General features: G+C 73.3%; 20 protein-coding genes and 1 pseudogene. 9 read left to right on the plus strand and 12 right to left on the minus strand.

Going from position 1 to position 18254, the window contains the following annotated elements:
• Positions 1–150 precede the first annotated feature (150 nt).
• Positions 151–459: a WhiB family transcriptional regulator gene (locus tag FOF52_RS18140; protein WP_248591112.1), complete on the plus strand. Its 309-nt coding sequence runs from the start codon at positions 151–153 to the stop codon at positions 457–459.
• 269 nt (positions 460–728) lie between these two features.
• On the opposite strand, the gene bagB is transcribed toward FOF52_RS18140, so the two are convergent.
• Both bagB and bagA read right to left on the minus strand, forming a co-directional pair.
• Entirely contained in the window at positions 729–1868 is a 1140-nt protein-coding gene (bagB, locus tag FOF52_RS18145) for an ATPase BagB (protein ID WP_248591113.1), read from the minus strand.
• Positions 1865–2884: an ATPase BagA gene (bagA, locus tag FOF52_RS18150; RefSeq protein WP_248591114.1), complete on the minus strand. Its 1020-nt coding sequence runs from the start codon at positions 2882–2884 to the stop codon at positions 1865–1867. Before bagA ends, bagB begins: the two co-directional genes overlap by 4 nt.
• Before the next feature lie 123 nt (positions 2885–3007).
• Between bagA and sp36 the strand changes: the two genes are divergently transcribed.
• From sp36 to FOF52_RS18170, 4 genes are read left to right on the plus strand one after another with little or no spacing between them, the layout of a single operon-like run.
• Positions 3008–3181 (plus strand): Sp36 family protein, encoded by a 174-nt coding sequence (gene sp36, locus FOF52_RS18155; RefSeq protein ID WP_248591115.1) that lies wholly within the window; start codon positions 3008–3010, stop codon positions 3179–3181.
• On the plus strand, positions 3178–3645 hold the full coding sequence (locus FOF52_RS18160; protein WP_248591116.1) for a RidA family protein: 468 nt from the start codon (positions 3178–3180) through the stop codon (positions 3643–3645). Before sp36 ends, FOF52_RS18160 begins: the two co-directional genes overlap by 4 nt.
• A gap of 44 nt (positions 3646–3689) precedes the next feature.
• On the plus strand, positions 3690–4619 hold the full coding sequence (locus tag FOF52_RS18165; protein ID WP_248591117.1) for an NUDIX hydrolase: 930 nt from the start codon (positions 3690–3692) through the stop codon (positions 4617–4619).
• 38 nt (positions 4620–4657) lie between these two features.
• On the plus strand, positions 4658–5473 hold the full coding sequence (locus FOF52_RS18170; protein WP_248591118.1) for an MBL fold metallo-hydrolase: 816 nt from the start codon (positions 4658–4660) through the stop codon (positions 5471–5473).
• A gap of 174 nt (positions 5474–5647) precedes the next feature.
• Here FOF52_RS18170 and FOF52_RS18175 read toward each other — a convergent pair whose 3' ends face one another.
• Complete coding sequence (locus FOF52_RS18175; protein ID WP_248591119.1) at positions 5648–6334, minus strand: Crp/Fnr family transcriptional regulator; 687 nt, start codon at positions 6332–6334, stop codon at positions 5648–5650.
• 358 nt (positions 6335–6692) lie between these two features.
• On the opposite strand from FOF52_RS18175, the gene nth reads away from it, so the two are divergent.
• From nth to FOF52_RS18190, 3 genes are read left to right on the plus strand one after another with little or no spacing between them, the layout of a single operon-like run.
• Positions 6693–7370 (plus strand): endonuclease III, encoded by a 678-nt coding sequence (gene nth, locus FOF52_RS18180; RefSeq protein ID WP_282574081.1) that lies wholly within the window; start codon positions 6693–6695, stop codon positions 7368–7370.
• Positions 7367–8032, plus strand: a complete 666-nt coding sequence (locus tag FOF52_RS18185) for an NUDIX hydrolase (protein WP_248591121.1) — start codon at positions 7367–7369, stop codon at positions 8030–8032. Before nth ends, FOF52_RS18185 begins: the two co-directional genes overlap by 4 nt.
• A gap of 36 nt (positions 8033–8068) precedes the next feature.
• A complete protein-coding gene (locus tag FOF52_RS18190; RefSeq protein WP_248591122.1) occupies positions 8069–9247 on the plus strand; it encodes a MarP family serine protease in 1179 nt (392 codons plus the stop codon).
• 100 nt (positions 9248–9347) lie between these two features.
• On the opposite strand, the gene FOF52_RS18195 is transcribed toward FOF52_RS18190, so the two are convergent.
• Together FOF52_RS18195 and FOF52_RS18200 are read right to left on the minus strand one after the other, a co-directional pair.
• Complete coding sequence (locus FOF52_RS18195; protein ID WP_248591123.1) at positions 9348–9893, minus strand: ATP-binding protein; 546 nt, start codon at positions 9891–9893, stop codon at positions 9348–9350.
• Between the two features lie 7 nt (positions 9894–9900).
• Positions 9901–10254, minus strand: a complete 354-nt coding sequence (locus FOF52_RS18200) for an STAS domain-containing protein (protein ID WP_248591124.1) — start codon at positions 10252–10254, stop codon at positions 9901–9903.
• A 219-nt stretch (positions 10255–10473) separates the two neighbouring features.
• On the opposite strand from FOF52_RS18200, the gene FOF52_RS18205 reads away from it, so the two are divergent.
• Positions 10474–12759 carry a DEAD/DEAH box helicase gene (locus tag FOF52_RS18205; RefSeq protein ID WP_248591125.1) on the plus strand — a complete coding sequence of 762 codons (2286 nt, stop codon included), beginning with the start codon at positions 10474–10476 and terminating at the stop codon, positions 12757–12759.
• Positions 12760–12807: 48 nt separating this feature from the next.
• Here FOF52_RS18205 and FOF52_RS18210 read toward each other — a convergent pair.
• From FOF52_RS18210 to ssd, 7 genes and pseudogenes are all read right to left on the minus strand, one after another.
• Positions 12808–13134 (minus strand): annotated as a pseudogene (locus tag FOF52_RS18210) (Rv3654c family TadE-like protein); the annotation flags it as partial.
• Between the two features lie 24 nt (positions 13135–13158).
• Positions 13159–13560, minus strand: coding sequence for a TadE family type IV pilus minor pilin (locus FOF52_RS18215; RefSeq protein WP_248591126.1), 402 nt, complete (start codon positions 13558–13560; stop codon positions 13159–13161).
• A 3-nt stretch (positions 13561–13563) separates the two neighbouring features.
• Positions 13564–13764 carry a DUF4244 domain-containing protein gene (locus FOF52_RS18220; protein ID WP_248591127.1) on the minus strand — a complete coding sequence of 67 codons (201 nt, stop codon included), beginning with the start codon at positions 13762–13764 and terminating at the stop codon, positions 13564–13566.
• 542 nt (positions 13765–14306) lie between these two features.
• A complete protein-coding gene (locus FOF52_RS18225) occupies positions 14307–15062 on the minus strand; it encodes a type II secretion system F family protein (protein ID WP_248591128.1) in 756 nt (251 codons plus the stop codon).
• Complete coding sequence (locus FOF52_RS18230) at positions 15059–15817, minus strand: type II secretion system F family protein (protein ID WP_248591129.1); 759 nt, start codon at positions 15815–15817, stop codon at positions 15059–15061. Before FOF52_RS18230 ends, FOF52_RS18225 begins: the two co-directional genes overlap by 4 nt.
• Positions 15814–17010 carry a TadA family conjugal transfer-associated ATPase gene (locus FOF52_RS18235; protein WP_248591130.1) on the minus strand — a complete coding sequence of 399 codons (1197 nt, stop codon included), beginning with the start codon at positions 17008–17010 and terminating at the stop codon, positions 15814–15816. The genes FOF52_RS18230 and FOF52_RS18235 overlap by 4 nt, the downstream gene beginning before the upstream one ends.
• Entirely contained in the window at positions 17007–18101 is a 1095-nt protein-coding gene (ssd, locus tag FOF52_RS18240; RefSeq protein WP_248591131.1) for a septum site-determining protein Ssd, read from the minus strand. Before ssd ends, FOF52_RS18235 begins: the two co-directional genes overlap by 4 nt.
• Positions 18102–18254: the final 153 nt, after the last annotated feature.

Genomic DNA, 18254 nt, shown 5'->3' on the forward strand with positions numbered 1-18254 from the left:
ACATCTCCTACGGGCCCCGCACCCCGTCACCTTCTGAGCCAACCCGGTGTGCCCGCAGGGCCGTCTCTGTTCCTCCGTCCCGCCGACGTCCGCGCCCTTCGGCGGGAACACGCCACAACACGACACATGATGATCTTGGGAGTGGGGCACATGTGGAGCACAGACTGGGCCTCGCGGGCCGCGTGTCGGGAGATCGACCCCGATTCGCTGTTCGTGCAGGGAGCTGCCCAGAACCGAGCCAAACTCATCTGCCGGGGATGTCCTGTTCGTACGGAATGCCTGGCCGATGCGTTGGACAACCGGATTGAGTTCGGGGTCTGGGGAGGGATGACCGAACGCGAACGGAGGGCACTGCTGCGGCGCCGCCCCGAGGTGACCTCGTGGCGGGCGCTGCTGGAGGACGCGCGGCAGCGCTACCAGCAGGCCGGGACCACCAGGGACGAGCTCGTCACCGGTTGACCGGACCACGGGCAGGGAGGAAGCCCGTGGGCGACCCGCGGCCCCGGCAGCCGTAGCGGAGACCTCGGAGGGCGGTTTCCGCAACGACACCGCAGGGGCCGCGGACGAGCCGTCCGACAGGCGGGGCCGCCCGGCCCCGCAGGGTACGCCCGCCCGGGACAGCGGGAGGATACTGGGCGGGCCGTTCCCCTTCCGGGCGGCCGACGCGGGCGGGACCCGGCGGCCACCGGGAGGGCGGGCGCCCGAACACCGCGGCGGGGCCGACCTCCTCAGGACACGGGACCGGGATCGCCGAGGACCCGACCGATCTCGCGGAGGGCATCCAGGTCGTGGACGTCCTCCGCGAGGGCCGGGACCTCCACCACCCCGACCTCGGGATGCGCCGCCGTGAACCGTTCCCACAGCCGCCGCTCCCGATCCCGCAGCCGGACCCGCTCGGCGTGCAGCCGCAGCGCCGCGGCGGCCAGCGGGTGCTCACCGGACGCCTCCAACGCCTCCGCGGCCGCAGCCCCCCGCTCGGCCGACAGCTCCGGGGCGAGGACACGCTGGGTGCGGTTGAGGACCAGGCCGGCCAGCGGCATCCGCTCCGCACGGAGCCGGTCCACGAAATAGGAGGCCTCCCGCAGCGCGTCGTGCTCCGGCACGGCCACCACGACGAACGCGGTGCCCTCCGCCTGGAGGACCCGGTAGGTCTGGTCGGCCCGCTCCTGGAACCCCCCGAAGACCGCGTCGAACATCCCCACGAAGGACTGCACGTCCCGGAGCAGCTGCGTGCCCAGAATCTTGGTGATCACTCCGGTGACCAGGCCGACCCCCGCACCGAGCAGCCGGAACGCGCCGTTGCGGGCCGGGGCGCCCAGAAACCTGACCAGCCGCCCGTCCAGGAACCTGCCGAGCCGCTTCGGCGCGTCCAGGAAGTCCAGCGCGGAACGGCTCGGCGGGGTGTCCACGACGATCAGGTCCCACTCCTCGGACCGCCGCAACTGCCCCAGCTTCTCCATCGCCATGTACTCCTGCGTGCCCGAGAAGCTGGAGGACAGGGACTGGTAGAAGGGGTTGTCCAGGATCTGCGCCGCCCGTTCGGGATCCGCGTTCGCCACCACGGTCTCGTCGAAGGTGCGCTTCATGTCGAGCATCATGGCGTGCAGCGACCCGCCGCCGTCCGCGACACCCGCGACCGGGCGCGGAGTGTTGTCCAGTTCGGTCAACCCCAGCGACTGGGCGAGACGGCGGGCCGGATCCACGGTGATCACCACGGTGTGCCGACCGCGTTCGGCGGCGCGCAGCGCCAGTGCCGCGGCGGTCGTGGTCTTGCCGACGCCGCCGGAACCGCAGCACACCACGATCCTGGTGGCGGGATCGTCCAGCAGCGCGTCCACGTCGAGGACGGGAGGGCGCCCGGTACTCACACGGCCCCCTGGGCGCGCAGCGATCCGGCCAGCCGATGCAGCCCCGGAAGGTCCACACCCTCCTCCAGGAAAGCGACGTCGTAGCACGGCCGTTCGGCGGTGGCCAGCCGCTTCCGCGCCTCCGCGGCCATCCGCACCTGCCGGGCGTGCTCCACCACCTCCCCGGACAACTCCCGGGCCAGCCGTTCGTGGTCGGGCAGGCCGGCCGCCCGCAGGCCGCGGGCGAGCACGGCGACGTCGACCACGCCGTCGGCCGCCGAGGCCAGCACGGCCTCCTCCAGAAGCACGGGCCGGACCATGTTCACCAGAATTCCCCCCACTTCCAGTCCCGCCTCGCGCGCCTCCGCGATGCCGTCCAGGCACTCCTGCACCGGCATCTCCTCCAGCAGGGCCACGAAGTGCACCACCGTCTCGGGAGAACGGATGACCTCCATGACCTGGTCGGCGTGGTCGCGCACCGGCCCCACCCGGGCCAGCCCCGAGACCTCGGCGGTGACGTTCAGAAACCGTGTGATGCGGCCGGTCGGCGGGGCGTCCAGCACCACGGCGTCGTAGACGTGCGGCCCCTGGGCGCCGCGCCGCCCCCTGCGGGCGGAAGCGGCCCGACGCCGTACCGCTTCGGTGACCTTGCCGGTCAGCAGCACGTCGCGCGCGCCCGGCGCGACCGCGGTGGCGAAGTCCACCGCGCCGAACCGCCGGAGCGCGCCCCCGGCGCGGCGCAGCCCGTAGAACATCTCCAGGTACTCCAGGAACGCCTCCTCGGCGTCCACGGCCAACGCGTGGACCTCGCCGCCGTCCTCGGTGACGGCGACCGCGCGCTCCTCGTAGGACAACGGTGGAACGCCGAAGAGAGGGGCGATGCCCTGGCGTCCCTCGACCTCCACCAGCAGCACCCTGCCGCCCTCCGCGGCCAGTGCCAGGGCCAGCGCGGCGGCGACGGTCGTCTTACCGGTGCCCCCCTTGCCGGTGACGACGTGGAGGCGGACCCCGTCCCAATCGCGATCGCGTGAGCTCACCCCACGGAGTCTATGCAGCGCGGTGTCTCCGCCCGGAGCCGCCGCCGGCCGGGACGAGGACGCGGGGCGGCGACGGGCCCGCCGCCGTGGGAACCGCCGGGGCGGTCGCTATAAGGTGGCGCCATGACGAAGTGGGAGTACGCGACCGTGCCGCTGTTGTCGCACGCGACCAAGCAGATTCTGGACAACTGGGGTGAGGACGGCTGGGAGCTCGTCACGGTGATCCCCGGCCCCACCATCGGCGACGATCCGCGCAACCAGCAGCTGGTCGCCTACCTGAAGCGCGAGAAGCGATGACGGCGGCGACCCCCGAGGAGCGGTTGGCCGACCTGGGGCACACCCTGCCCCAGGTCGTCCCGCCGGTGGCCGACTACCTGCCGACCGTGCGCAGCGGGGACCACGTGTACGTCTCCGGACAGCTCCCGGTGGTCGACGGCGAACTCGGCGCGACCGGCAAGGTGGGCGCCGACGTCACCCCGGAACGGGCCAGGGAGCTGGCCGCGGTGTGCGCGCTGAACGCGCTCGCCGCGATCAAGGCCGAGGTGGGCGAGCTGTCCCGGGTCAGGCGTGTGGTCAAGATCGTGGGGTTCGTGGCCAGCGACCCCTCCTTCACCGGCCAGCCGCAGGTCGTCAACGGGGCCAGTGAGCTGTTCGGCGAGGTGTTCGGCGAGGCGGGCAAGCACGCCCGCAGCGCGGTGGGCGTGGCCGTGCTGCCGCTGGACGCCCCGGTCGAGGTCGAGGTGATCGTCGAGGTCGAGTAGCGCGACCGTGGCCAGAGCATCCCACCGCCCCCGGGGAGGAGCCCATGTCAGTGAACCGTCCAGAATGCCGGCGGGAGGGCGAGAGGACCCCCCTGACCGCGACGCCGACCGCCAGGGAGACGACCCTCCCGGAAGGAGAGATCGTCCGCCATCTCGGCGTCGGTGAGATCACCCCCCGGATGCGGGACGTCCTGACCGGGCGGATCACCCCCGTGGAGCCCCGGGACGCGGCGACGGTGCTGCTGGTGCGCCAGGCGGACCCGGGCCTGGAGGTGTACCTGCTGCGGCGGGTCCCCTCGATGCGGTTCGCCCCGGGCATGTACGTCTTCCCCGGGGGGTCGGTGGATCCGCGCGACCGCGACCACGGCATCCGCTGGGCCGGCCCCTCCCCCCGGGAGTGGGCCCGCACGCTCGGCGTGGACGAGGCGTCGGCGCGCGCCCTGGTGTGCGCGGCGGTGCGCGAGACCTTCGAGGAGTCCGGGGTCCTGCTGGCGGGCCCCTCCGCCACCGAGGTGGTCGCCGACACCCGGGGCGACGACTGGGAGGAGGACCGCCGGGCGCTCGTCGACCACTCGCTGTCCCTCGCCGAGTTCCTGGACCGGCGGAACCTCGTCCTCCGCGCGGACCTGCTGCGCCCGTGGTCGCGGTGGATCACCCCGGTCATGGAGCCGCGCCGCTACGACACCCGGTTCTTCGTCGCGGTGCTGCCCGAGGGGCAGCAGACCCGTGACGTCGGAGGGGAGGCCGACCACGTCGCCTGGATGGCTCCGGACGAGGCGGTCCGCCGGTGGCGGGCGGGGGAACTGGCGATGCTGCCGCCCACGGTGGCCAACCTCAACGGCCTCACCGGATGTGCCACCCCCGAGGAGGTCCTGGAGGTCGAACGCGAGATCATTCCGGTCCAGCCCGAGTTCCGGGAGTCCGCGGGGGGAATCACACTGATCGTTCCTGATGGTGTCGACTACCCGCTCTGACCGCCCCCCTTGTCGGGCATGTCGCGAAATGAGGTGCGATGAGGATCGACGGTTCCGGGACCCTGCGCGCAAGCTGCGTTCTGTGCCCGAATCCCGGCCCGATGACGCTCGACGGAACCAACACGTGGGTGCTGCGGGAACCCGGCGCCCGCAGCGTACTGGTGGTGGACCCCGGCCCCGACCACGAACGGCACCTGGAACGGGTGGCGCGGATGGTCCAGGAGCAGGGGTCGCAGGTGACACAGACCCTCCTCACCCACGGACACGCCGACCACGCCGAGGGAGCACGCTACTTCTCCGAGCTGACCGGTTCGCAGGTGCGCGCCGTCGACCCCCAGCACCGGATCAGCGGGGACGGACTCGCCGACGGGGAGGTCATCGAGGCGGACGGACTGCAGGTGCGGGTGCTGCACACCCCCGGACACACCGCCGACTCGGTGAGCTTCCACCTGCCCGCCGACGACGTCATCATCACCGGCGACACCGTCCTGGGCCGGGGCACCGCGGTGATCGTCGACGAGGACGGCGGTGACCTCGGCGACTACCTGAAGTCCCTCACCCGGCTGCGCGACCTGGTGGCCAGCGCGGACATCCGCGCGCTGCTCCCGGCCCACGGCCCCGTCTGCACCGAGCCGCTGCTGAAGCTGAACCACTACATCCAGCACCGCGAGGAACGGCTGGGGCAGATCAGCGACGCCGTGGCCGCCGGAGCCGACTCCCCGGACGAGATCGTGGCCAGGGTGTACGCGGACGTCGACGAGGCGATACGGTTCGCGGCCGAGGAGTCGGTCCGCGCCCAGTTGCGCTACCTGATCAGGCGCGGGGACGTGCCGCCGGAGATCCTGCCGGAGTGACCGCGCCGGCGGCCGCCGGCGCGGTCACTCCGAGACGGCCCCGGGACCCGCGAGACAGCGGGTTCGGCCGTGGGGGGCGGTGCGAAAGCCCTCCCCCACGGCAGGTCCGGCCGCCTCCGAAGAACGGCGGCCGGACCGTGGAGACAGCGGAGGGGGCCGAAAGGGCCCCGACGGTCAGCGGGCGCGGCGGCGCAGCCGTTCGATGTCGAGCAGGACCACGGCCTTGGCCTCGATCCGCAGCCAGCCGCGCAACGCGAACTCGGCCAGCGCCTTGTTGACGGTCTCCCGGGAGGCGCCCACGAACTGGGCCAGCTCCTCCTGGGTGAGGTCGTGGTGGACGTGCAGGCCGTCCTCGCCTTCCTTGCCGAAACGCTGGGCCAGGTCGAGCAGGGCCTTGGCGACGCGGCCGGGAACGTCGGTGAAGACCAGGTCGGCCACGACGTCGTTGGTCCGGCGCAGCCGGGTGGCCAGGGCCTTCAGCAGGTGGACCGCGACCTCGGGCTGCCTCGTGATGAACGGGCGCAGGTCGTCGTGGCCCAGCCCGGCCAGGACCGCGTCGGTCACCGCGACGGCGCTGGCCGTACGCGGCCCCGGGTCGAACAGGGACAGCTCACCCAGCATCTCGCCCGGGCCGAGCACGGCCAGCAGGTTCTCCCGACCGTCGGCGGACGTGCGGGTGAGCTTGACCTTTCCGCTGAGCATCACGTAGAGGCGGTCGCCCTCGTCCCCCTCTGAGAAGAGTGTCTGGCCCCGGCCGAGCCGGACCTCGGTGATGGAGGAGCGCAGCGCGGCCGCGCCCTCCTCGTCGAGTGCCTCGAACAGGGGAGCCTTGCTCAGCACCTCGTTGGTCTCGTCCACCATTCCTCCTCGCAGCCTGACCGTCAACAGTGTGACGCAAAGCGCACCAGCTGTGAAACCAGCGTGTTCCCTGGTGGGTGCACCGGGAGTATGAGCAGCTCGTCACAGCCGACGTCAGCAGTTCGATCCTAGTTGTTCTCCGGGGGGTGGGGCCGCAGGCTTCACCCGAGCGGGCCGGGACCCGCGGCCGGCAGAACCGCGGACCTCCACGGAATCAGACGTCAGCGGGGCACGACGAAGGAATGATCCGTAGGCTGGAACAGTGTCCCGCGACGTATACACTTCCTCCTCCTCCCCGTCGGCCGGCGGCGACGCGCCCTCAACGGAGCGCGACACCCCCACGGGTGAGACCCGTCTCGCTCTGGTGAGACGTTCCCGACGAATCAACCGGGAACTGGCGCGGATGTATCCCGACGCACACTGTGAGCTTGATTTCACTACTCCCCTGGAACTCCTGGTGGCCACCATCCTCTCCGCCCAGTGCACCGACAGGCGGGTCAACCAGGTGACCCCGGTGCTGTTCGCCCGCTACCCCTCGGCAGCCGACTACGCGTCGGCCGACCAGGAGGAGCTGGAGGGCATCATCCGCTCCACCGGCTTCTACCGGTCCAAGGCGCGCAACATCATCGCCCTGGGCCAGCAGCTGTGCGACGAACACGGCGGCGAGGTGCCCGACACCCTGGAGGACCTGGTGAAACTTCCGGGGGTCGGACGCAAGACCGCCAACGTGGTGCTGGGCAACGCCTTCGGCGTGCCCGGACTCACCGTGGACACCCACTTCGGGCGGCTCGTGCGCCGGTTCGGCATGACCCGGCAGACCGACCCGGTGAAGGTCGAGCAGGAGATCGCCGCCCTGTTTCCCCCCAAGGAGTGGACGATGCTGTCACACCGGCTCATCTGGCACGGCCGCCGGGTCTGCCATGCGCGCCGCCCGGCCTGCGGCGCCTGCGAGGTCCACCACCTGTGCCCCTCCTACGGAGAGGGGCCGATGGACGAGGAGACCGCGCGGCGGCTGGTTCGGACGGGGCCGTTCTCATGAGGTCGGACGTCACCGCCCCGGAATGGCTGCTGTCACTGTCCGAGGCGGCACAGCGGATGCCGGTCCCCAAGGAGATGCGCCCCCCGGCCGTCGGCGGACGCGACTCCGCGGTCCTGGTGCTGTTCGGAGAGGGCGAGGCGGGCCCCGACGTCCTGCTCATCCAGCGCAACACCGGCCTGCGGCGGCACTCGGGGCAGCCCGCCTTCCCCGGCGGCGCGATCGACCCCGGGGACACCGGCCCCGTGGACTGCGCGCTGCGCGAGGCAGAGGAGGAGACCGGAGTCGTCCGCGACGGCGTCCAGGTGCTCGGCACACTGCCGCAGCTCTACATCTCCCGTACCGGATTCCGGGTCACCCCGGTCCTGGCCTGGTGGCACACCCCGACCGAGGTGCGTCCCGTCGACACCGACGAGGTCGCCTCGGTCACCCGCGTCCCCATCGCCGAACTCGCCGACCCGGCCAACCGGGCGCGCACGGTCCTGTCCAACCGCCACACCGGTCCGGCGTTTCGGGTGCGGGGCATGCTGGTGTGGGGCTTTACCGCGGGGATACTGGATCGCCTGCTTGTATTGGGGGGCTGGGAACGGCCGTGGCTTGACCGGGACGTCGAGGACATCGACGTGTTCCGGATTCTCGCCCGGGACAGCGGCGGCACACCTTAGGAAGACCCCGGGGACGACAGCGGAGAGGAGTGGGGTGTGCTGGACGCGATCCTCGTCGTGCTCGTCGTGGTCTTCGCGCTCTCGGGCTACCGGCAGGGGTTCATCGTCGGGATCCTGAGCTTCGCGGGCTTCATCGGCGGGGGAGTGCTCGCCGCGCTCGGCGCGCCTCCGGTGATCCAGGCTTTCGTCCCCAACCCCACCCAGCAGGCGCTCATCGCCATCGCGATGGTGTTCCTGTTCGCCGCCCTGGGCCAGTTCCTCACCTCCTACCTGGGAGCGCTGATCCGCAACAGGGTCACCTGGGACTCGGCCCGGGTCGTCGACGCCCTGGGCGGCGCGCTGGTGAGCGTCCTGTCGGTGCTGCTGGTGTCGTGGCTGATCGGCAGCGCGGTCGCCAACTCGGCGATTCCGCTGGTCGCCAACCAGGTGCAGAACTCCCGCGTGCTGCAGACCGTGGACCGGCTCATGCCCGACGCCGCCCAGACGTGGTTCTCCACCTTCCGCAGGATCGTCGACCAGAGCGCCTTCCCGCAGGTGTTCAGCGGACTGGGCAGCAGCGAACCGGCGGAGGTGGCCGAACCCGACCCCGCCGTGCTCAATACCGAGGAACTGCAACGGGCCAGCGAGAGCGTCGTCAAGGTGCTGGGGAACGCGCCGTCCTGCCAGCGCCGGGTCGAGGGGACGGGGTTCGTCTACGCGCACGAACGCGTCATGACCAACGCGCACGTGGTGGCGGGAGTCGAGGAGGAGCTGCGTGTCGTCGCCCGGGACGGCACGCAGTACTCCGCGACGGTCGTGCTCTACGACCCGCAGCAGGACCTCGCCGTGCTGTCGGTTCCCGGCCTGGACCTGGAGCCGCTGGAGTTCGAGATGCGGGCGGAGAAGGGCGACGACGCCGTGGTCGCGGGCTTCCCCCGGGACAGCGGATTCACCGTGGTACCCGCCCGCATCCGCGCCGAGCAGACCGCGCGGGGACCCGACTTCTACCACTCCCAGCAGGTGAGCCGCGAGATCTACCAGGTGCGCGCGGTGATCCAGCCGGGCAACTCCGGTGGACCGCTGCTGTCGCCCCGGGGAACCGTCTACGGGGTGGTCTTCGCGGCCGCCACCAACGACGAGGAGACCGGTTACGTGCTGACGGCGGAGGAGGTCGCGGCCAACGCGGAGGCCGGGATCCACGCCACCGAACCGGTGTCCACCCAGGAGTGCGACTGAACGGCCGACGCCGGGTGGGCCGCAGGCGTTCGGAGCCCGGCGCCGCGACGACGACGGGCGCCTCCGGAGGGAGGCGCCCGTGCGGCGGGATTTCTGTGGGTCAGCCGAGTCCGGGCGGGCTGGAGTCTCCGGCCCCGCCCTTGGCCAGCGGCCAGCTCATCCGGACCACCGTGCCGTTCTCACTGGGCTCGATGCTCACCTCGTCGGCCAGTCCCAGGATGACGGCCAGGCCGACGTCGGGGGAGAGGCCGCCGAACCCGCCCGAAGAGACGGACTCGCCGAGATAGGCGTGCGCGCCGCTGTCGAAGCCGTTGAAGACCGGGGTGCCGGTTTCCTTGGCCGGGGCGCGGTCGGAGACCACCACCTCGAAGCGGTCGGGGCTGCTGCCGTTGATCCGGTCGGGGCCCGTGGGACCGCCCGGGCCGGTGGGGCCGGAACTGTCGCTCAACTCCAACTGGATCGGCTGTTCGGGGCAGTGCGTGCGGTGCGCCTCCACAGCACGGGAGCACGCCTCGCCCACGGCCAGGCGAATCTCGTCGAGGGTGGACTCACTGACACCCGCGCGCCGGGCCACGGCCGTGGCCATGAGCCGGGCGGTGCGCACGTGCGCGGGCAGCGCACTGATCGTCAGTTGGACAATGGCCATCGCTGGCTTACGACTGCTTCGACTTGCGCCTGTCGATGGCCTCCTGCACCGACTCGTAGATACCGAAGACCTTGGTCAGGCCGGTGATCCGGAAGATCTTCAGGATGCGCTCCTGGGTGCAGACCAGGTCCAGGGTGCCGTCGTGGGCACGCACGCGCTTGAGACCGCCCACGAGCACACCGAGTCCGGTCGAGTCGAGGAACTCCACCTTCTCCATGTCGACGACGAGGTGGTGGTTGCCCTTGTTCACCAGGTCGATGAGGAGCTCCCTCAGGCGAGGCGCCGTATAGACGTCGATTTCACCTTCGACGACGACGATCTCGGTGTCGTCTTGGGTGTGGTGATCAAGCTTCAAGTCCACTAGTCCTCCAGCACCGAACCGCGAAAACTCGCGAGGGATCCTCTGCCGGGCGTTACCCCCTCGGGGCGAAATTCAATCACGCCTGGCCCTGTTATCTGGTTGCCATGTCAAGAAAACCACGCCACCGCGCCAGTCTTACCCCCAGATGTCACACTGAAATCGTCGGTCGTCAACTGCCGTCCTGAGCGAAGACGCGTGATCCTGTGGAGGGTGTCGGGTTTGAACCGTTGGGAGCCGGTCCTCCAACGGCTGTGGCGTGACCATACCCGTACCTCGCAGGTGACACATGTGGAGAGCCTGACAAGTAGCCCCGGGGTAAGGGAAGACTGGCCGGGCTGGGTGTCCCCTGCGGTGGTGGAGCGTATGGCCGAGTCAGGCATGCCAGAGCCCTGGTCACACCAGGTGCGGGCGGCGAACCTGGCTCACGGTGGCAACAATGTGATCATAGCCACTGGTACTGCCTCCGGAAAGTCGTTGGGTTTTCTGCTCCCGGCAGCGGCGGCGGTCGCCGAGGGCGGGAGCGTGCTCTACCTCGCACCCACCAAAGCACTGGCGGCCGACCAGGCGCGGATGCTGTCGGAGCTGGCGCTGCCCGGGGTGCGGGCCGCCACCTACGACGGCGACACCGCCGCCGAGGAGCGCCGCCGGGTGCGGGCGCACGCCAACTACGTGCTGACCAACCCCGACATGCTGCACCGCTCGATCCTGGCGCGCCACGCGGCCTGGGCGGGCTTCCTGCGCCGCCTCCGGTACGTCGTGGTCGACGAGGCGCACCACTACCGGGGGGTGTTCGGCTCGCACGTGGCGCAGATCCTGCGGCGGTTGCGGCGGGTGTGCGCCCGCTACCGGTCCGCGCCGCGGTTCGTCCTGGCCTCGGCGACCTCGGCGGCGCCGGCCGACACGGCGCAGCGGCTGACCGGCCTTCCGGTGGTGGCGGTGACGCAGGACGCCTCGGCGCGCGCCTCGCTGCGGTTCGCCCTGGTGGAGCCGGAGCTGACCGAGATGACCGGGGAGCACGGCGCGCCGGTGCGCCGCGCCGCGACGGCCGTCGCGGCGGACCTGCTGGCCGACCTGGTGGCCCAGGAAGTCTCCACCCTGGTGTTCGTACGGTCCCGGCAGGGAGCGGAACTGGTGGCGATGGCGGCCCAGCGGGCCCTGGCCGACGCCGGAAGACCCGACCTGTCCCGGCGGGTGGCCGCCTACCGGGGCGGATACCTGGCCAAGGACCGCAGGAGCCTGGAACGGCGGCTGCGCTCCGGGGAACTGCTCGGCCTGGCCAGCACCAACGCCCTGGAACTGGGAGTGGACGTCACCGGCCTGGACGCGGTGCTGCTGGCGGGCTGGCCGGGCACCCGGGCGTCGCTGTGGCAGCAGGTCGGCCGGGCCGGCCGGGGCGGCCGCGACGCCCTGGCGCTGTTCGTCGCGCGCGACGACCCGCTCGACACCTACCTGGTGCACCATCCCGAAGCGATCTTCGGGCAGGGCGTGGAGGCGACCGTACTGGACCCGGACAACCCCTACGTGCTCGCGCCGCACCTGTGCGCGGCCGCCGAGGAACTCCCGCTGACCCCGGAGGACCTGGCGGTCTTCGGCCCGGCGACCGCGGAGGTGCTCGCGGACCTGGTGGACCGCGGGATGCTGCGCCGCCGTCCCCGGGGATGGTTCTGGACCCGCCGGGAGCACGCGTGCGACCTGGCCGACATCCGGGGGGCGGGCGGGCCTCCGGTGCAGATCGTGGAGGAGGACAGCGGACTGCTGCTGGGGTCCGTCGACGAGGCCGCCGCGCACACGGCCGTACACCCCGGCGCGGTCCACCTGCACCAGGGGCTGACCTACGTGGTCTCCGAACTGGACCTGGAGGGCGGGATCGCGCTGGTCCGGGGGGAGAACCCCGACTACAGCACGTGGGCGCGCGAGGTCACCGAGATCGAGATCCTCAAGACGCTGCGCGAGGAGGCGTGGGGGGACGCGGCCGTGCGTTTCGGCGAGGTGCGGGTGGCCCGGCAGGTCGTCGGCTACCTGAGACGGGACCTGCGCACCGGGGCGGTCCTGGGCGAGCAGCCGCTGGAGCTGCCGGAACGGGTGCTGCGCTCGCGTGCGGTGTGGTGGACGGTCGGCCGGGAGGCCGAGGAGCGGCTGCGGGCCGAGGGAGTGGAGCTGCGCGGCGCCGCCCACGCGGCCGAGCACGCCTCGATCGGCCTGCTTCCGCTGTTCGCCACCTGCGACCGCTGGGACATCGGCGGGGTCTCCACCGCCCTGCACGCCGACACCGGACTGCTCACCGTCTTCGTCTACGACGGTCACGAGGGAGGCGCGGGGTTCGCCGAACGCGGCTACGCCGCCGCGCGGGACTGGCTGCGCGCCACCCGCGACGCCGTGGCCGCCTGCGAGTGCGCTGCCGGGTGCCCCTCCTGCATCCAGTCCCCCAAGTGCGGCAACGGTAACGAGCCCCTCAGCAAGCCGGGCGCCGTCCGGCTCCTGGACGCCCTGCTGGGGGCGGCCTGAGCGGGCCCCGGCCCCCGGGGCGGCGGCCGAGCCGACGGGGCCGGCCCGGGCGCTGGCCGCAACCCGCATCGACCACAGCCGTGTCGGCACGTCGACGGTGACGGTCAGGGTGAGGCCGGAGAGCACGCAGTCGGTCAGGCGGGCCCGGTTCTCCGCAGCGGTGCGCCGGGCGAGTGCGCAGGCGTGCTCGGCACCCCGCGCGGCCCCGCCCGCCCCGGACAGCGCGGCGAGGTCGGCGGCGGTGGCGGCCCGGTGCCGGTCGGTGCGCACGCCCGCCGCCGTCACGACGGCGACGGCGCAGAACCAGATCAGGGCACACAGGGTGAGCACCCAGACGGTGCCCGAACCGCGGTCGGGTGTGGGTTGTGGACGCACCGGAAACCTCCTTGCAGCCGGTCCTCAGTGGTCGGGTTCGGCGGGGACCGCCGCCGAACCGGTGACGTGCAGGGGCGGGGGCAGACCCGGGACGATGCGGACCGCGGCGGTGACCGAGACGCGGACGAATCCGGCCTCGCGAGACAGCTCCACCGCGGAGCCGGGGGGAGCGACCCCGAAGACCAGGGATCTGACCGTGGCCTCGTCCTCGCCTCGGGCGAACGCGCGGGCCCCCACCCGGGCGGCGTCCACGCATTCGAGGTGGGCACCGGCGGCGTGCACGCAGGCCAGCGAGACGCTCAGGACGAGGACGAGGCAGGGCAGTGCCACGGCGGTTTCGGCGGTGACCGTTCCACCGTCGCGGCGCGGGCCGCTCCCGCGGCGGCGGAACGGGGCACCGGGACGGACGCGGGAGCGGCGGCTCATCGCTCAGCCTCCGGCGCCGAGCGCGTCGACGACCATGCGGGTGAGGAGGTCGCGGACCTCGGAGCTGGTCAGAACGGCGTAGAGGACGGCGGCGAAGGCGCAGGCCGCGACCAGGGCCAGCGCGTACTCGGCGGTGGCCATCCCGGCTTGGCGGTCGCCGGCCGCGGGACGGAGCCGGAGCGGCGGTGCGGTGCGGACGGACAAGGAGACCCCCTCGGACGACAGGATGCTGGGCGGGGCCGAACGAGCGGCCCGGAACCAGGATGCGGGCGCGCCGCCGCAAGCACGCCGGGGAAATTCTCGCCTGTGGACAAGGGGGGACAGGCGGTCCACAGGCCGGGGGAGGGGGTTGCGTCCGCCCGCCGCGGGGGCTTTGCCGCCGGCACGGCCCTCCGGCGGCCCCGTGGCGTCCACCGCGCGGAGCACGGCGCGGGGAGGCGGACGGGGCGTGTGCCGGGACGGTTTCCGCGGAGGGCTCGCGTACCGCCTCCACGGGGACGACGGCTGCTTCCTCCCGTGCGAGGTCCGGCACGGCCCCAGGGGCCCGGACCGGCACAGCGCCCCGGGGACGCCGTGGGCCTTCCCGGACAGCCTGCCGGTCTTCTCGGAGGAGCCGTCCGAGGGATTTCGGCACTCCGGTGAGCCGGTGCCCGGAAAGCGGGGAGCGGGCCGGGACCGCTCCCCGGAGGCACCGCAGCGCTGAGCGCCGCTGGCGGCGGTCCCGGCCCCGGCAAGGCCGGGGCCACCTAGGGGAGGGAGAGGCCGGAGAGGAGGCCGGCGGCCAGGGGAACGATGCCGATGAGGACGAAGGCGGGCAGGAAGCACAGGCCCAGGGGGACGACCACGGCGACGGCGGTCCGCTGGGACGCGGCCACGGCCCTGGCCCGCGCGGCGCGGCGGCAGTCGGCGGCGTGCAGCTCCAGGACGTCGGCCAGCGGGGCGCCGGTGCGGCTCGCGCGGGCCAGCGCCCGGCCCAGAGCGGCCAGCTCCTCGGGGCCCCGCAGACCGCGCCAGGCGTCGGCCGGGTCGCAGCCCAGCCGCAGCCGGTGGGCGGTCCCGCCGAGTTCGGCCCCCAGCGGGCCGCCCACGGCCCGCGCGACCGCCTCGACGACTTCGGTGGGCGGCGCCCCCGACCGGAGTCCCGCCGCCAGCAGGTCCACGACCAGCGGTAGTGCCACCGCAGCCGCGTCGCCGCGCTCGTGCCCCGGGGCCCGAACGGCACGGCCGAGCCGCCACCACACCAGGGCCCCCACCCCCAGCCCCACCGGAACCCCGGCTGGTGCGCCCAGCAGCGGCCAGGAGACAGCCAACGGCACACCGGCCAGGAGGACGCGTGCGGTACGCCCTGGCGGTCGGCGCGGGCGGCGGGGCGGAGGGGGTGCGAGCGCGGCCAGCCTCCGTTCCGCGATCGAGCGTCCGTCCCCGGCGAACAGTGCCCCCGCGAGTGCCGCCAGGGCGACCACGGCGATGTCGAGCGGTCCCACGTCCGTCCTCCGTCTCACGTCCGTACCGTGCGCGAGGCCCGCTGCACCATGCGGCGGGTCCACCACAGGCCCGCGGCGTTCAGGGCGGTCCCCGACACCAGACAGCCCAGTCCCACCGGAGTGGTCAGCAGGAAGAGCAGCGGGGAAGCCCCCAACGCCCCCGCCATCAGCAGTCCCACCACCGGAAGACCCGCGAGCAGGACGGCGGTGGTGCGCGGTCCGGCGAGTTGGGCGTCGAGCTCCCGCCGCAGGGCGTCCTCCTGGGCGAGTCCTTCGGCGAGGCGTTCCACCACCGCGGCGAGACCGGTGCCGGAGTAGGCCGCGACCTGCCAGCACACCGCGAGGCCGGCCAGCCCGGAGGCGCCCGGCAGGCGGGACGCGGCGTGCAGTGCGGGAACCGGATCGTGTCCCGCCTCGGCGAGCGCCGCCACGTCGGCCAACTCGGCCGCCAACAGCGGGTCGGCGCCTTGGACGGCCGCGGCCAGGGCCGTCGCCGGGGCGCTTCCGCAGCGCAGTTCCGCGACCACCGCGCGGCACACGTCCACACAGCCGCTCAGGCGGCGCCGGCGGATCCGCCCGGGGCGGTCGGCGAGGCGGCGGCGCAGGACTGTCCACAGGCTGTGGACCGTCGGTCGCGGGCCTCGCGGCGCGGTGAGCGACCGCAGGCGGAGTTCGGCGGTGGAGGGCAGCGCCCACACCGCGGCGCACCCCAGGCAACCGGCCAGCCACAGCGCCGCCCCGTACGGCGCGGCCCACCCGAGCGCGGCGGTCACCGCGGGCTCCCCGAGCGCGGGGCGATCCGGTCGTGCAGCTCCGCGAAGGCGGTGTCGCGCAGCAGCCCGCCCCCGGCGGGAAAGGTGACCGCCGGAACCGCCGTGACCAGACCGCCGTGATCGCGGCGCAGTACGCACAGCTGGGCCACACGGCGTGGACCGCCCGGATCCCGGACCAGGTGGACGACGAGCGCACGGGTGGCGGCGAGCTGGCTGTGCACGGCCTCGCGGCTCAGCCCGGCCGCACAGCCCAGGGCCTCGATACGGGCGGGGACGTCGGCGGCGGTGTTGGCGTGGAGCGTACCGGAACTGCCTTCCTGGCCGGTGTTCAGAGCGTGCAGCAGGGAGACGACCTCCGGACCGCGCACCTCACCGACGACGAGCCGGTCGGGACGCATCCGCAGCGCCTGACGGACCAGTTGGTGCAGTTCCACGCCGCCGCGTCCCTCGATGTTGGGCGGCCGCGACTGCAACCGGACCACGTGGGGATGCTCGGGGCGCAGTTCGGCGGAGTCCTCGACGAGCAGCAGCCGTTCCCCCGGGGCGGCCAGCGAGAGCAGGGTGGACAGCAGAGTGGTCTTCCCGGTCCCGGTGCCTCCGGAGACCAGGAACGGACACCGGGACTCCACCAGGGAACGCAGCAGGAGCGCCCCCGCGGGAGGCAGGGAACCCGACTCGACCAGTTCGGCGAGGGAGAACACCCGGGGCCGGGACAGCCGCAGCGACAGACGGGTGCCCTCGGGCGACACCGGGGGCAGGACCGCGTGCAGGCGGGCTCCGGAGGGAAGCCGCGCGTCGACCCACGGTTCGGCCGCGTCGAGCCGCCGTCCGGCCTGCGCGGCCAGCCGCTGGGCCAGACGGCGGACCGCGTCCTCGTCGGGGAAGCCGACCTCGTCCACCCGACGCAGTCCGACACCGTCGTCCACCCAGATCTCGCGGGGGCCGTTGACCAGGATGTCGGTGATCTCGGGAGCGGCCAGCAGCGGTTCGAGCGGTCCGGCCCCGGTCAGGTCCGCGCGGAGAGTGCGGGAGAGCGCCAGGACCTCGGCGTCGCCGAGGATCGCGCCCTCGGCGCGGACCGCGGCGGCCACCGTGGCGAGGGTCGGCTCGGAGGACTCGCGCAGCAACCGCGCCCGGACCGCTTCGAGCAGGTGCGCTCCCGGCGGTGCGGGAGACGGGATCCGGCCGCTCACGCCGACAGGGCCAGGTCGGCGCGGAGGCGGGAGACGAACGCGTCGCTGAAGGAGGCGAGCGGGGAACGCGCCTGACGGGCTGGGGGATCGCCGCGGTCCAGGAGACGGGACAGCCCGGGTTCGTCGGAGAGCTCCCCGGCCAGGGGAAGCCCCAGCGAGGAGGCCACCGTCTCGGCGGACAGGCCGTCGAAGGAGGCGCCGCGAACCACCAGGCGCAGGTCCGAGACGGACTCGCGGAGCAGGGGGACCAGCCGTTCGGCGGCGACCACCGAGTACACGTCGGCGGGGAGCACCAGCAGGGTGACGGTGGTCCGGCGCAGCACCTCCTCGGCCGCGGCGTCCACCGTCCGGGGAAGGTCGGCCACCAGCAGTTCGCACCCCCGGGTGGCGGCGCTGAGCACGGTGCGCATGGCCGACGGGGGAACAGGGGCGTAAGGACGACGCGCGTGCCAGGTCATGACGGGGATGCCGTGGGCGTGGGGCAGGGCGTCGCGCAGCGCGGGCCAGAGCATCCGCCCCTGACGGCCGCTGAATTCCTCCCACCGGGAACCGGGCGCGTGTTCGGCGCCGAGCAGCAGGTCGAGGCCGCCCCCGAGGGGGTCGGCGTCGACCAGTGCGGTGCGCAGCCGGGCCCGGCGGCCGGCCAGCGCCAACGCCACGGCGAGCAGGCTGGCTCCGGCGCCGCCCCGTCCTCCGACCACCGCGACGACCGGTGCCTCCCCCGCGGCGTGTTCGGCGGATTCGGTGAGCAGTTCCACCAGGTGCCGTTCGGCGTCGGGCAGGGTGAGGACGTCGCGTGCGCCGATCCGCATCGCGTCGGTGTAGACGCCGACGTCCGGCCCGGAGGACAGGGGGAGGCGGCCGACCACCACCGCGTTGGGGTGCCGGGGCGGCTCGGTGCGGGCGAGCGCGCCGACGAGGTCCGCGCCCACGACGGCCAGCGGGGCGTCGGCCCAGTAACGGCCGCTGCGCGCCACCGACGGGATCACCGCGGCCTCGACGTTCGCCGCGGCGGCCAGCCGCAGCAGGTCGTCGAGGAGGGCGTCGTCGTCGGTGAGGAACAGCGGGCGGGCGGAATCGGCGGACGGCATGGCGGGCCTCCCGGAGACGGCGGTGTGCTGGTCTCCACGCTCCGGGAAGCGCGTGGGCTGTGGGAAGCCGGACTTCCCGGCCTGTGGACAACCCCGGCGATCCCGGCGGAGGAGCCCGTGGACCACGGGCCGGCCCCGCCCGTGCCGGGAGCC

It is taken from the genome of Thermobifida alba, assembly GCF_023208015.1.
In the GTDB taxonomy this organism is placed as follows: domain Bacteria; phylum Actinomycetota; class Actinomycetes; order Streptosporangiales; family Streptosporangiaceae; genus Thermobifida; species Thermobifida alba.

Coding starts and splice junctions, on each gene's coding strand:
- FOF52_RS18140 (WP_248591112.1), top strand. CDS start 151: ATGTGGAGCACAGACTGGGCCTCGCGGGCCGCGTGTCGGGAGATCGAC.
- sp36 (WP_248591115.1), top strand. CDS start 3,008: ATGACGAAGTGGGAGTACGCGACCGTGCCGCTGTTGTCGCACGCGACC.
- FOF52_RS18160 (WP_248591116.1), top strand. CDS start 3,178: ATGACGGCGGCGACCCCCGAGGAGCGGTTGGCCGACCTGGGGCACACC.
- FOF52_RS18165 (WP_248591117.1), top strand. CDS start 3,690: ATGTCAGTGAACCGTCCAGAATGCCGGCGGGAGGGCGAGAGGACCCCC.
- FOF52_RS18170 (WP_248591118.1), top strand. CDS start 4,658: ATGAGGATCGACGGTTCCGGGACCCTGCGCGCAAGCTGCGTTCTGTGC.
- FOF52_RS18175 (WP_248591119.1), bottom strand. CDS start 6,334: ATGGTGGACGAGACCAACGAGGTGCTGAGCAAGGCTCCCCTGTTCGAG.
- FOF52_RS18185 (WP_248591121.1), top strand. CDS start 7,367: ATGAGGTCGGACGTCACCGCCCCGGAATGGCTGCTGTCACTGTCCGAG.
- FOF52_RS18195 (WP_248591123.1), bottom strand. CDS start 9,893: ATGGCCATTGTCCAACTGACGATCAGTGCGCTGCCCGCGCACGTGCGC.
- FOF52_RS18215 (WP_248591126.1), bottom strand. CDS start 13,560: ATGAGCCGCCGCTCCCGCGTCCGTCCCGGTGCCCCGTTCCGCCGCCGC.
- ssd (WP_248591131.1), bottom strand. CDS start 18,101: ATGCCGTCCGCCGATTCCGCCCGCCCGCTGTTCCTCACCGACGACGAC.